This window comes from Campylobacter sputorum, assembly GCF_002220775.1.
GTDB lineage: Bacteria > Campylobacterota > Campylobacteria > Campylobacterales > Campylobacteraceae > Campylobacter_F > Campylobacter_F bovis.
The window spans coordinates 1,412,341-1,425,165 of the sequence record NZ_CP019685.1 but is presented as its reverse complement, the minus strand read 5'-3'; the positions used below and the strand labels follow the sequence as shown (position 1 = coordinate 1,425,165).

General features: G+C 30.8%; 18 protein-coding genes. 14 read left to right on the top strand and 4 right to left on the bottom strand.

The features are described from left to right. The first annotated feature begins 23 nt into the window (after positions 1 to 23). The 14 genes from rpmE to CSPB_RS07080 all read left to right on the top strand — a co-directional run bounded on the left by rpmE (position 24) and on the right by CSPB_RS07080 (position 10,583). Positions 24 to 224 (top strand): 50S ribosomal protein L31, encoded by a 201-nt coding sequence (rpmE, locus tag CSPB_RS07145; RefSeq protein WP_033916318.1) that lies wholly within the window; start codon positions 24 to 26, stop codon positions 222 to 224. After that, entirely contained in the window at positions 224 to 1,036 is an 813-nt protein-coding gene (rsmI, locus tag CSPB_RS07140) for a 16S rRNA (cytidine(1402)-2'-O)-methyltransferase (protein ID WP_089193713.1), read from the top strand. Before rpmE ends, rsmI begins: the two co-directional genes overlap by 1 nt. Positions 1,037 to 1,072: 36 nt before the next feature. Next, positions 1,073 to 1,753 (top strand): 23S rRNA (guanosine(2251)-2'-O)-methyltransferase RlmB, encoded by a 681-nt coding sequence (gene rlmB, locus CSPB_RS07135; protein WP_089193712.1) that lies wholly within the window; start codon positions 1,073 to 1,075, stop codon positions 1,751 to 1,753. After that, positions 1,746 to 2,681: a helix-turn-helix domain-containing protein gene (locus CSPB_RS07130; protein WP_089193711.1), complete on the top strand. Its 936-nt coding sequence runs from the start codon at positions 1,746 to 1,748 to the stop codon at positions 2,679 to 2,681. The genes rlmB and CSPB_RS07130 overlap by 8 nt, the downstream gene beginning before the upstream one ends. Then, complete coding sequence (locus CSPB_RS07125; RefSeq protein WP_089188590.1) at positions 2,675 to 3,316, top strand: hypothetical protein; 642 nt, start codon at positions 2,675 to 2,677, stop codon at positions 3,314 to 3,316. Before CSPB_RS07130 ends, CSPB_RS07125 begins: the two co-directional genes overlap by 7 nt. A 14-nt stretch (positions 3,317 to 3,330) precedes the next feature. Continuing rightward, positions 3,331 to 4,536, top strand: a complete 1,206-nt coding sequence (locus CSPB_RS07120) for an LL-diaminopimelate aminotransferase (RefSeq protein ID WP_089193710.1) — start codon at positions 3,331 to 3,333, stop codon at positions 4,534 to 4,536. After that, positions 4,533 to 5,798 (top strand): homoserine dehydrogenase, encoded by a 1,266-nt coding sequence (locus CSPB_RS07115; protein WP_089193709.1) that lies wholly within the window; start codon positions 4,533 to 4,535, stop codon positions 5,796 to 5,798. The genes CSPB_RS07120 and CSPB_RS07115 overlap by 4 nt, the downstream gene beginning before the upstream one ends. 1 nt (position 5,799) lies before the next feature. Then, the gene (locus CSPB_RS07110; RefSeq protein WP_033916313.1) at positions 5,800 to 6,138 is read left to right on the top strand and encodes a YraN family protein; all 339 of its coding nucleotides are present in this window, start codon (positions 5,800 to 5,802) and stop codon (positions 6,136 to 6,138) included. A 50-nt stretch (positions 6,139 to 6,188) separates the two neighbouring features. Beyond that, a complete protein-coding gene (trxA, locus tag CSPB_RS07105; RefSeq protein ID WP_033916312.1) occupies positions 6,189 to 6,503 on the top strand; it encodes a thioredoxin in 315 nt (104 codons plus the stop codon). Positions 6,504 to 6,518: 15 nt separating this feature from the next. Beyond that, the gene (trxB, locus tag CSPB_RS07100; protein ID WP_089193708.1) at positions 6,519 to 7,457 is read left to right on the top strand and encodes a thioredoxin-disulfide reductase; all 939 of its coding nucleotides are present in this window, start codon (positions 6,519 to 6,521) and stop codon (positions 7,455 to 7,457) included. A gap of 161 nt (positions 7,458 to 7,618) precedes the next feature. Beyond that, the gene (locus tag CSPB_RS07095) at positions 7,619 to 8,221 is read left to right on the top strand and encodes an FKBP-type peptidyl-prolyl cis-trans isomerase (protein WP_033916310.1); all 603 of its coding nucleotides are present in this window, start codon (positions 7,619 to 7,621) and stop codon (positions 8,219 to 8,221) included. Positions 8,222 to 8,235: 14 nt separating this feature from the next. Then, positions 8,236 to 9,165: an ACP S-malonyltransferase gene (gene fabD / locus CSPB_RS07090; protein ID WP_033916309.1), complete on the top strand. Its 930-nt coding sequence runs from the start codon at positions 8,236 to 8,238 to the stop codon at positions 9,163 to 9,165. Continuing rightward, positions 9,166 to 9,849 carry a 5'-methylthioadenosine/adenosylhomocysteine nucleosidase gene (locus CSPB_RS07085; RefSeq protein WP_089193707.1) on the top strand — a complete coding sequence of 228 codons (684 nt, stop codon included), beginning with the start codon at positions 9,166 to 9,168 and terminating at the stop codon, positions 9,847 to 9,849. Further along, positions 9,846 to 10,583 carry a tRNA 2-thiocytidine biosynthesis TtcA family protein gene (locus tag CSPB_RS07080; protein ID WP_089193706.1) on the top strand — a complete coding sequence of 246 codons (738 nt, stop codon included), beginning with the start codon at positions 9,846 to 9,848 and terminating at the stop codon, positions 10,581 to 10,583. The genes CSPB_RS07085 and CSPB_RS07080 overlap by 4 nt, the downstream gene beginning before the upstream one ends. Before the next feature lie 27 nt (positions 10,584 to 10,610). Here CSPB_RS07080 and tpx read toward each other — a convergent pair whose 3' ends face one another. The 4 genes from tpx to frr form a co-directional block, all read right to left on the bottom strand. Continuing rightward, positions 10,611 to 11,138: a thiol peroxidase gene (gene tpx / locus CSPB_RS07075; RefSeq protein ID WP_089193705.1), complete on the bottom strand. Its 528-nt coding sequence runs from the start codon at positions 11,136 to 11,138 to the stop codon at positions 10,611 to 10,613. Between the two features lie 69 nt (positions 11,139 to 11,207). Next, entirely contained in the window at positions 11,208 to 11,627 is a 420-nt protein-coding gene (locus CSPB_RS07070; protein ID WP_089193704.1) for an RDD family protein, read from the bottom strand. Continuing rightward, entirely contained in the window at positions 11,628 to 12,236 is a 609-nt protein-coding gene (gene pyrE / locus CSPB_RS07065) for an orotate phosphoribosyltransferase (RefSeq protein ID WP_033916304.1), read from the bottom strand. Between the two features lie 3 nt (positions 12,237 to 12,239). After that, on the bottom strand, positions 12,240 to 12,797 hold the full coding sequence (gene frr, locus CSPB_RS07060) for a ribosome recycling factor (protein ID WP_089193703.1): 558 nt from the start codon (positions 12,795 to 12,797) through the stop codon (positions 12,240 to 12,242). Between the last annotated feature and the right edge of the window lie 28 nt (positions 12,798 to 12,825).

The following is a 12,825-nucleotide window of genomic DNA, read 5'->3' as shown; positions in this document are numbered from 1 at the left end:
TGATACCTGAAGGAAATTATGTAATGAAAAAAGAAATACACCCTGAATATGTTGAATGCAAAGTTACTTGTGCTTGTGGAAACAGCTTTACTACTATGTCAAATAAAAGTGAGATGAGAGTAGATATTTGTTCGGCTTGTCATCCATTCTTTACAGGCAGTGAGAAGATAGTTGATTCTGCTGGTAGAGTTGATAAATTTAAGAAAAAATATAACATGAAATAATGCTCTATTTTGTCCCTACTCCAATAGGCAATTTAGATGACATTTCATCTCACGCTTTGGATATTTTGAAAAGGTGTGAGATTTTAATCTGCGAAGATACTCGTGTTAGCAAATCTTTAATCAATTTACTAAATCAAAAATATCAAATTTCCATCTCTCCTGATAAATTTTATTCACTTCATACGCATAATAGTGATGAGTTTTTTAGAAATGTAAATATTGATATATTTGACAAAATTTGTGTCTATGTAAGTGATGCTGGAATGCCATGCATTAGTGATCCTGGAATTGAACTTGTTAAATTTGCTCAAAAAAATTCTATACCTTATGAAGTGATAAGCGGCTCAAATGCCGCTCTTTTAGCTGTTGTGGCGAGCGGTATGGTTGAAAAAGAATGGATATTTATAGGTTTTTTACCAAATACATCAAGAAATAGAATTGTCGCTTTACAAAATACATTAAATTTACCTTATCCAAGCGTTATATATGAATCTCCGCAAAGAATTTTCCCACTTATTGAAGATATATCAAAAATAGATCCAAATAGAGAAATTTTCGCTATCAAAGAAGCCACAAAAAAATTTGAAACCAAATTTAAAGATATTTCTATAAATTTGCTAAATGATTTAAAAAATGCAAATTTAAAAGGCGAATGGTGTATTGTTGTAAAAGGTAGTGATAATATTACGCATTCAAACATAACTCAAGATGATATTTTAAGTCTTGATATAGCTCCAAAAATCAAAGCAAAACTTCTTTCTAAAATAACTGGCGAAAACGCAAAAAAAATCTATGAAAAAATAATAAAATAAGCTATTTTTTACACATTTTTAGGTAATATTTAATCTATGATTATTTATGGAAAACAGCTTTTTTTACATATTTTAAGCAATAAAAAAGATATAATAAAATGTGTTTATTTGGCAAAAGAGTGCGATAAAGCTATCTTTAATCAAATAATTAAAGCAAATTTAGAAGTAAAAAGAGCAGATTTTAAAAAAGCTCAAGCATTAGCTAGAGGCGGGAATCATCAAGGCTTTTTGGCTGAAGTTGAGGATTTTGTTTTTTGTGATATATCAGAAGTTAAAAAATTTGATAAGATAGTGATTTTATACGGACTTAGTGATGTTGGAAATATAGGTGCTATCATAAGAACTGCTTATGCTCTTGGTATGCAAGCTGTTGTGATAGTATCAAAAAGTGTAGCCATGGAAGGCGTTATTAGGACAAGTAGTGGTGCAGCTTATGAAATACCTATTTGTATTTGTAAAGATGGACTTAGTTTTATAAACGAGTTAAAACAGAGTGGATTTAGTGTTTATTCGACTGCAAGTGGCGGAGAAGATGTTAAAAATATTAAATTTGAAACAAAAACAGCGCTGATTATGGGGAGTGAAGGTGAGGGAATTCCAAAAAAAGTTATATCAAAATCTGATAAATGCATTGGGATTTGTATGAAAAATAGTTTTGATTCTTTAAATGTAAGTGCAGCTTTTGCAATAATATGCTATAGGATTATGAATGAATAACATAAATATGTTAAAAGAAATAGGTCTAAAAGAGGTAGCTAGAAAAACTCATATTGAGTTAAAATACTTAGAAGCAATTATGGAAAAAGATTTTCAAGCTTTATGTAGGAAAAATGTTAAAGGTTATGTGAAAATCTTGTCTAGAGAGTATGATATAGATTTTGAAAGTTGGATGAAAGAGTATGAAGAATACTCTCTTGCAAATACTGAAGATATATCTAAAACACCTTTTGTTTCTCCAAAAATTCCAGCATATAGGCAAAAAGATAAGTCTAACTCAGCTTCTTTAATGATTTTTATAGTTATTTTGGTTGTGTTTTTGGCATGGTTTTTTGATGCCGCGAAATATCTAAGTATGATACCAAATATGTTAAATGATGAAAATAGAAGTGTTGTTTATTCTGATTCAAAAGTTGTAGAAGATGTAGAAAAAAATATCATAGATGATAATAATACGAAAAATATAATTGAAGTAAATGCTAGTTTAGTTGATGAAAATTTAACAATTTTTGATGAAAATAGCTCCACTTTAGTAAATTTGGATGAAAATATATCTTTAAATTCTATAGAAAATAGCATAAAAAAAGATGAAAATATATCAAATTTAGATAAAAATAGTTCTTTTTCTAGTATGATTTCAAGTAAAATGCAAAAAGTTATTATAAAACCAAAAACATCCATTTGGATAGGCACAATAAATCTTGATAATGGTGCTAAAAAAACGATTACTACAAATAAAGATTATGAAGTAGATATGAGCAAATCACAACTTATTTTAACAGGACATGGCAATTTTAGTATTGATATTGATGGCGAAAACAGACCATCGGGTACTAGCGTTTCTACTAGATTTTTAGTTAAAGATGGAGAGTTTAAGTCTATTAGTGTTGATGAATTTATGATTATGAACAAAGGCAAAGCGTGGTAAAAAAGTTCATTTTTTTTGTAAGCATTTTATTTTTGTCTATCTATGCTTATGCAACCGATGTTACGATTAGATTTACGCTAGATACTAAAGCAACGCCGCTGTTTGCAAGACAAATTAATGACAGCTTAGAAAGTCTAGGATATAGTTTTGTTTTAATCAAAAATTTTCAAAACTCACAAAATGGTTCGGTTTTAGAAGTTTTTTTAGAAACTAATCATCCTTTTGATGGAACAGCTTTGTTAAATGAGCTAAAAAAACGCAATATTATCATATTAGATAGCAAAACAAGCAATGGATATTATCTGTATTCTTTAAGTTTATCAAAAAGTATTTTGCAAACTAATCAATATGAAAAAAATAAATTAATCGAACTCCAAAGACCACTTGAAGATTATGTGGTTGATATAAGAAATTCTCAAAGCATAGAAATAATGGCAAAACCAGGAGATAACTGGTTTGTTAATGTAAGAATTTTAGATAAAGATATGAATTTGATATCTTCTCAAACAAGAGATAAGCCTCTTAGGTCATTTACTTTACCAATACCGCAAAATGCTTATTATATAGTTATAAGCGATGCAAAAAATTTAGAAAATATAAAGCGTGGATTAAATATTTATATTCATTCAAGATAATAAAAGGAAAAAATATGTTTGATGAAATTCGTTTTAATAGAATAGAAAGACTTCCAAACTATGTTTTTGCTGAAGTTAATGAAATCAAGATGGCTGCTCGTAGAAATGGCGAGGATATTATAGATTTTTCTATGGGAAATCCTTCTGGCAGAACACCTGATCACATTGTTCAAAAACTTTGCGAAAGTGCGTTGAAGGATAAAACTCATGGATATTCTGTTAGTCAGGGAATTTATAAGCTTAGATTGGCTTGTTCAAACTGGTATAAAAGAAGTTATAATGTTGATTTAGACCCACAAACTGAGATAGTAGCTACTATGGGAAGCAAAGAGGGCTTTGTGCATCTAGTTACTGCAATAATTAATCCAGGCGATGTTGCAGTTGTGCCAGATCCTGCTTATCCTATACACACTCAAGCATTTATAATTGCTGGTGGTAATGTTGCTAAAATGCCTCTTATTTATACGGATGATTTGAAGCTTGATGAAGATAAATTTTTTCAAGATTTGCAAAAAACTTTTGATGAAAGTATACCAAAACCAAAATATGTTGTTGTAAATTTTCCTCATAATCCAACTACTGTCACTGTTGAAAAAAGTTTCTACGAAAGACTTGTGGCTATGGCTAAAAAAGAGAGATTTTATGTAATTAGTGATATTGCATATGCTGAACTTGCATTTGATGGATATAAAGCTCCTTCTATTTTTGAGGTTGATGGTGCTAAAGATGTTGCAGTTGAGGCTTACACTCTTTCAAAAACTTATAATATGGCAGGTTGGAGAGTCGGATTTATTTGTGGAAATAAAAAATTAGTTGCTGCTCTTAAAAAAATAAAATCATGGCTAGATTATGGTATGTTTACGCCTATTCAGGTTGCTGCAACTGTGGCTCTTGATGGACCACAAGATTGTGTTGAAGAGTTAAGAGAACAATATATAAAAAGAAGAGATGTTTTACTTGAAGCGTTTGATAATGCTGGTTGGAGTATGCAAAAACCTAGAGCATCTATGTTTGTATGGGCAAAAATCCCTAAAAATCTTAATTTAAAAAGTATGGAATTTTCAAAAGAACTTATTACAAAAGCAGGAGTTGCAGTAAGTCCTGGGATTGGTTTTGGTGTAGCTGGCGATGATTATGTTAGAATTGCACTTATAGAAAATGAAAATAGAATTCGTCAAGCTGCAAGAAATGTAAAAAAATATTTTAAAGAACTTCTATGAATATAGCAATACTTGGTGTTGGAACGGTTGGCTGTGAGGTTGCCAATACTCTTATAAAAAATAAGCAAGTTATATCTGCTAGAGCAGGAGTTGAAATCACTCCTGTTATCGGTGTAGTTAAAAATTTAGATAAAAAAAGAAATGTAAATATACCTTTGAGTGATGACTTAAATGCTGTTGTAGCCAGAGATGATATAGATGTTTTTGTGGAATTAATGGGTGGTATAGATGAGCCTTATAATATAATAAGTAAAATTTTAAAAAACAAAAAGCCAGTGGTTACAGCAAATAAAGCAATGCTTGCTTATCACAGATATAAGCTTCAAAATTTAGCAGGAGATACTCATTTTGGTTATGAGGCTAGTGTTGCTGGCGGGATACCTATTATAAAAGTTTTAAGAGAAGGGCTTAGTGCTAATCATATACAAAAAATTGTAGGCATAATGAATGGAACTAGTAATTATATACTTACAAATATGATGCAAAAGAGCGTGCATTTTGATCAAATTCTTAAAAAAGCACAAGAATTAGGATACGCAGAAGCAGATCCAACTTTTGATATAGGTGGGTTTGACGCAGCTCACAAGCTTTTGATACTAGCAAGCATTGCTTATGGAGTTCATGGTGATCCAGAAGATATTTTGATAGAGGGTATAGAAAATATAACTCTTGATGATATTTATTTTGCAAATGAGTTTGAGTTTGTAATAAAGTTGATCTGTGTTGCAAAAAGAAATGGCTACAATGTTGAGCTTAGAGTTCACCCAGCTTTAATTGATAAAAACAATATGATTGCTAAAGTTGATGGCGTTATGAATGGTGTTAGTGTTTTTGGAGATGTTGTTGGAGAGACTATGTATTATGGTCCAGGAGCTGGTGGAAAGGCAACTGCAAGTGCAGTTATAAGTGATCTTATAGATATAGCTACAAATAGCTCAAGACCTATGCTTGGGTATAAAAAATCTCTAGAGGGTGTAAATTTAAAACTTATAGATAGTAATGATATAAGAACGAAATATTATTTTAGATTAAAAGTTGAGGATAATATCGGTGTTTTAGCAAAAATAACAAACATTATGAGCCAAAACAATCTCTCAATAGATACATTTTTACAAAAGCCAAAAAAAGAAGATGAAGATGTGGCAACGCTATTTTTTATAACTCATACTAGTTTGGAAAGAGATGTTAAAAAAGTTTTTTCAATTTTAGAAAAAGAAAACTATATAAAAGCCAAACCATTTATGATTAGGATAGAAAGTTAGCTTGGGACTAAAAGAGTATATTTTTGGTTTTGATAGTGAAGATAAGGCTGTTAGTTTTTTAAAAAATGAGTCTTTTGATATAATCTGTAGAAATTATAAAACAAAAGTTGGTGAGATAGATATAATCGCTAAAAAAGATGATATTTATCATTTTATTGAGGTAAAAGCTACAGCTGGCAACTATGAAGTTTTATATCGCATTACTAAAAGTAAATACAATAAAATTTTAAAAGCTATAAATTTATATATTCAAAAACATAATATTTCTAATGATTTTCAAGTTGATGTGATAATAATACAGAAAAATCAACTAGATTTTATACAAAATGTTAGTGTTTGATTTAATATTTTTTTAGTATAATGGCATACAAATAAATTTAGGAGAAAATAATGGGAAAATACATAGAATTAGATGCTTCAAATTTTGATGAAGTAAAAAGTGGTGTTGCTTTAGTTGATTTTTGGGCTCCGTGGTGCGGACCTTGCAGGATGCTTGCTCCAGTTATCGAAGAGTTGGCTGCTGATTTTGAAGGAAAAGCAAAAGTTTGTAAAGTAAATACTGATGAAGCTCAAGATTTGGCTGCTCAATATGGCATAAGATCAATTCCTACAATACTATTTTTCAAAGATGGTGAATTAAAAGATCAAGTTATAGGGGCACAATCAAAACAAGCTTTAAGCGATAAGCTAAACGCACTATTGTAATTTAGGTTTTTAGACATGCTTGATTTAGCAATTATTGGCGGAGGACCAGCTGGGCTTAGTGCAGGACTCTATGCAACTCGAGGTGGGCTAAAAAATGTTGTTATGTTTGACAAAGGAATGCCTGGAGGTCAGATAACATCCAGTTCTGAGCTAGAGAATTATCCAGGAGTCGCACAAGTTCAAAATGGAATGGACTTTATGGCACCTTGGATAGAACAATCTAAGCGTTTTGGATTAAAACATGAAATGGCTTTAGTTGAAAGAGTGATTAAAAATAATGATAAAACATTTAGCGTTATTTTAGAAGGTAATAAAGAAGTAAAAGCTAAAACAGTGATCGTTTGTACTGGTGCTGTTCCTAAAAAAGTTGGTTGTAAGGGCGAAGATGAGTTTTTTGGAAAAGGTGTAAGCACATGTGCAACTTGCGATGGTTTTTTTTATAAAAATAAAGAAGTTGTTGTAGTTGGTGGCGGAGATACGGCATTAGAAGAAGCACTTTACTTAGCAAATATATGCTCAAAAGTTTATCTAGTTCATAGAAGAGATGCTTTTAGAGCCGCACCAGTTACTGTTCAAAAAGTAAAGAAAAATCAAAAGATAGAGTTGGTTTTAAATGGCGTTGTTGATGAGATAAAAGGCGATAAAAGCGGTGTTACAGATGTCATTGTTAAATTTAATGATGGAAAAACTAGAGATATAAAAGTTCCTGGTATTTTTACCTTTGTTGGGCTTAATGTAAATAATGATGTTTTAAAGCAAACTGATGGATCTTATCTATGTGATATAAGTAAAAATAACGAAGTTATAGTAGATTTGAAAATGAAAACATCTGTTGAAGGTCTGTTTGCTGCCGGTGATATCAGAATAGATGCTCCTCGTCAAGTTGTATGTGCTGCAAGTGATGGTGCTATAGCTGGACTTGGTGCAATTTCATATATAGAAATGCTTCATTAAAATACAAAATTTACTAAAACAGCTATAAAGAAGTTGTTTTAGTAAAACATTTAAATTTAATTTTTATAATTTTTAATAAAACTTTCATTATCTTTTAATTATTGTTTATAAATTTGTTATTTATAATATGCTACAATCATACAAATTTATTAGGAGAAAATATGCAAAACAAAGTAATATCAATGTTTTATGAATTAAAAGATGCAAATACAAAAGATATTTTAGAATCCAATTTTAATCATCAAGAGATATCATTTCTTACAGGCAGAGGTCATATTATAGAGGCTTTAGAAAAAGAAGTTTGTAAAATGGATATAGGCGAAGAAAAGCTTATAAACATAAAAGCAGTTGACGCAGCTGGGGAATATGATGATAAAGCGCTTCAAGAGATAGATAAAGAGCAATTTGCTGGTATAGATTTACATGAAGGCATGGAGCTTTTTGGAGAGGGAGAAGATGGGACAACTGCTAGAGTTATTGTAAAAAATATAGGCGAAAAAACAGTGATAGTTGATTTTAATCATCCATACGCTGGCAAGGATTTAGAATTTAATGTAAAAATTACTGATATTAGAGATGCTACAGAGGATGAAATTTTAACAGGTAATGTTGCTAATGCCCATGTTTGTTCTTGTGGTGGACATAGCCATGAAAAAGATCACAAATGTTGTGGCGGCGGACATCATCATGAGCACGAATGCTGCGGTGGTCACCATCATGAAAAAGATCATGAGTGCTGCGGCGGACATAAACACGATAAATAATTTTAGGTATTTTTATGGAAAAAATAGGATTTATTTTCCCAGGACAAGGCTCTCAAAAACCAGGAATGGGCTTTGATATATATGAAGAATTTAGTGCAGCAAGAGAACTTTTAGACACTAGTAGTGATTTATGTAAGATAGATTTTAAAAAATTGCTTTTTAGTGAAAATGAAAATTTAAATATAAGCGAATTTACACAACCTGCTATTGTACTCAATTCATTTATGATACTACTTGCTTTGCAAGAGCGACTAAATTTAAAACAAAGTCTTAGCTTGGGGCATTCTTTAGGAGAATTTGCTGCTCTTGGTGCAAATGACGCAATAGAACTAAGAGATGTTGTAAGGTTAGTAAATTTGCGTGGCAAATTTATGCAAGAAGCTTGTTTTGGTAAAAATGCCTCAATGATGGTTGTTTTAGGTTTAGATGATGAAAAGGTAGAGCAAATTTGCGATAATGCTAGGTCTAAAGGTGCCCAAATTTGGGCAGCTAATTATAATTGTGATGGGCAAATAGTAATAGCTGGATTAAAAAAAGACCTTGCAAATGCTGAGGCTATTTTTAAGGAAGCTGGAGCAAAAAGGGTAATGCTTTTAAATATGAGTGTTGCTAGTCATTGTCCAATTTTAAATTTAGCTTGTGATAAATTAGTAAATGAGATAGAACCAATCATAAAAGATAGTTTTTTAAAAGTTATTTCAAATGTCAGCTCTAAGCCTTATGATACAAAAAATGAAGCCCTTGTTTTGCTAAAAGAGCAATTAGTAAAACCTGTTTTATACAAACAAAGTATAAAAAATATAGAAAACGAAGTAGATTTTTTTGTAGAAATTGGATCTAGTATTTTAAAAGGAATGAATAAAAAAATCACACAAAAACAAACTTATGCTATTTTTGATATAAAATCGCTTGATGAGTTTTGTAAAACAATGGAGGAGAGATAAGTGAAAATAGCCATTCTTGGAGCAATGGAGGAGGAAATTTTTCCATTATTGCAAACGCTTAAATATGATGTAATTTCTCATGGTAATAATAAATTTTATATAGCAAACTATAAAAATCACGAATTAATTATTGCTTATTCTAAAATAGGCAAAGTAAATTCATCTCTGAGTGCAACCATAATGATAGAGAAATTTGGGGCTGAAATTTTGTTTTTTACAGGTGTTGCAGGAGCTTTAAATGAAAATTTGAAAATAGGCGATATACTTTATGCTACATCACTTGTTCAGCATGATTTGGATATAACGGCTTTTGGCCATCCATATGGATATGTTCCAGGAATCGATATTTTTTCTAAAAGTGATGTTAGACTAAATGCACTAGCAAATGATGTTGCTAGGAAACTTGGGATAAATTTAATGAGTGGAATTATAGCAAGCGGGGATCAGTTTGTATGCAGTAAAGAAAGAAAAGAGTGGATAAAAGAAACATTTAAAGCCGATGCAGTAGAGATGGAGGGTGCTTCAGTTGCTCTTGTTTGTGTATCTCTTGGGATACCATTTTTTATACTTCGTGCTATAAGTGATGAAGCTAGCGGTGGAGCTGAATTTGATTTTGATAAATTTTTAGTTGAGAGTGCGAAAAATAGCGCAGATTTTATTTTAAAAATGGTTGATATGATATGATTGAAATTTCAAAAAATCTTTTGAGGCAAGTCGGTAGAACAAATGCAAAATACAGTATGTTTGAAGACGGAGATAAAATTTTACTTGGATTAAGTGGTGGCAAAGATAGTTTAGCATTAGCTCATATAATGAAGCATTTTTGTAGTGTTAGTCCAGTAAAATGGGAATTTAAAGCCGTAACGCTAAGCTATGGAATGGGCGAGGATTTTTCATATCTTATAAATCATTGTAAAGAGCATGGTATTGATCATGAGATTATAGATAGTTCTATATTTGAAATTTCAAAAGATAAAATACGCAAAAATTCAAGCTTTTGTAGTTTTTTTTCAAGAATGAGAAGAGGACATCTTTATACTTATGCATTAAATGGCGGATACAATAAACTTGCAATTGCTCATCATTTTGATGATGCAACAGAGAGTTTTTTTATGAATTTTACATACAATGGTGCTTTAAGAACTCTTGCTCCAAAATACACAGCCAAAAATGGTTTAGTGCTCATAAGACCGCTTATAGAAGTAAGAGAGAGGCAGCTTAGAGATAATGCTATTAGAAATTCACTTCAAGTTATAGGAGACGAGGCTTGTCCTGCTATGAGATTTGATGTAAAAATGCCACACGCAAGATATGAAACAAAACAACTTCTTTCAAATTTAGAAAAAGAAAATCCAAAATTTTTTACTAGTCTAAAGACAGCTTTTACAAATATACATAAAGAAACTTTTTTTGAATAAATCCCCTAAATATGGGGATTTGTCATATTAGTTGCTGCAACCGCAACCGCAGCTTCCATTTAAAGATTTTTTGACAGCTTCATAATCAGGCTCTGTTGTAACTTCTGAAACTAACTCTTTGTGAATTATTTTACCATCTTTCCCAACTACAAATATTGCCCTAGCACAAAGTCCGGCTAATGGACCATCTTTCATTAAAATGCCATATGAATTTGCAAAATCTTTATTTCTAAAATCACTTCCAACGGTTAGATTTTCTATACCTTCAGTTGAACAAAATCTACCCATAGCAAAAGGAAGATCCATTGATATAACTGTTAATTTTACACCTTCTTGATTTGCTGCATTTTGATTAAATTTTCTTGTTTCGGTAGCACAAACACCAGTATCTAAAGAAGGAACGGCTATCAAAACTTGTACTTTATCGCTTGATCCGCCAATTTTTATCGGCTTTAAATCTTGACCAACTACTTCAACAACTGGAGCCATATCGCCAACGCTAATATTTTCACCTTGCAAATTAACTGTTGAGCCTTGAAATTTAACTGTAGACATTTTTTCTCCTATAAAATTAAAATTCAAAAAATTTTATCAAAATAAGATGAATAAACTCTTAATATAAAATTATGATTTTTTTGTAACAACTATACTTTTGCTTAGTAAGTCGTGCAGACATAGTTTATCTTTTCTAAAAAAGCATATTAAAAGCCCAATAATACTCATTCCTGATATTAAAAAACAAATATATCTAAAAATGGATTTTAAAAAAGATACCTTTTTTCCACTGATTGTATCTATAAGATAGATATTTTGTGCTCTATATCCAGGAGATTGAGCTGATTTTGCAAAAAAAATAGATATTATGATACCATATATGGCCCAATCAATTGATATGGCAAGTTGATTTTGTCTAAAAGAGTCTTTTCCATCTAAAAAAATATAAGCAGTTATGTATAAAATCGGCATTGATATCAAAAACATATCTATAAAAAATGCTTTTATCCTATCTATTGGGCTTGCTACAATAACTTTTGTTTTAGGCACTTAGTTTCCGCGACTACCGGGTTTTATAGCAATACTACCATTTTTGCATAAAGGGCAATTTTGTGGTTCATAAATTTCAAACTCAAAATTTCCAAGAGTAAAAAATGGCTTATCAAATGGTAGTTTACAACTATCTTTTCTTTTGTTTTTTAAATTTGTAACTTCACAAAATCCACGATTTGCTAAAGCTGCGAATCCAACAACAATACCACCAAGATTTTCTATAATTTTTGCACTTTCTAGTGCTGAGCCGCCAGTTGTGACGATATCTTCGCATATGATAAATTTTTCGCCTTTTTTTACCTCAAAGCCTCTTCTTAGGCACATAACTTTTTCAACTCTTTCAGTGAAAATAAATCTTTTTTTACCAGATCTTGCCAGTTCATATCCTGCCAAAATACCACCAATTGCGGGAGAGCAAACTGAGTCAAATTCTATACCATATTTTTTTATTATCAAAAAAAGTTCATCAGCTAATTTACCTGCAAGTATAGGATTTTCAAGCACTTTCGCACTTTGAAGATAAAACTCAGAGTGATTTCCGCTAGTTAATAAAAAATGTCCTTGCAAGAATGCACCACAATCTTGATAAATTTGCTTTATATCCATAACTTATACCTTTAAAAGCTCGCTTTCTTTATCTTTAACTAAAGAATCAATCTTATTTGAATAGTTATCTGTTATCTTTTGGACTTCATCATATGCTTTTTTAATCCCATCTTCTGGAACTGATTTTTCTTTTTCTAGTTTTTTTATATCATCATTTGCGTCTTTTCTTATATTTCTAATACTAATTTTTGCTTTTTCGCCCATGGCTTTTGCTTGTTTTGCGTTTTTTTCACGCTCTTCTTTTGTCATAGGAGGGAAAAATAATTTTACGCATTCTCCGTCATTATTTGGATTTACTCCTATATTTGCGCCCTGTATTGCAGCTGTTATAGTTTTTAACATAGGTTTTTCCCATGGAGTTATTGTTATTGTTGTCGCATCTGTTGCTAAAACTGTAGCTACCTGATTTAATGGTGTTGGATTACCATAGTAATCAACAAAAATTCCATCAACTATACTTATGTTGACTTTACCCGTTCTTAGTGTGTGAAAATCTTTTTTTAAAGCATCTATAGCTTTATCACTAAGATTTTTTTGATTTTCATAAATTTCATTTAACATATTTATCCTTTATGATGAAGTTTGTATT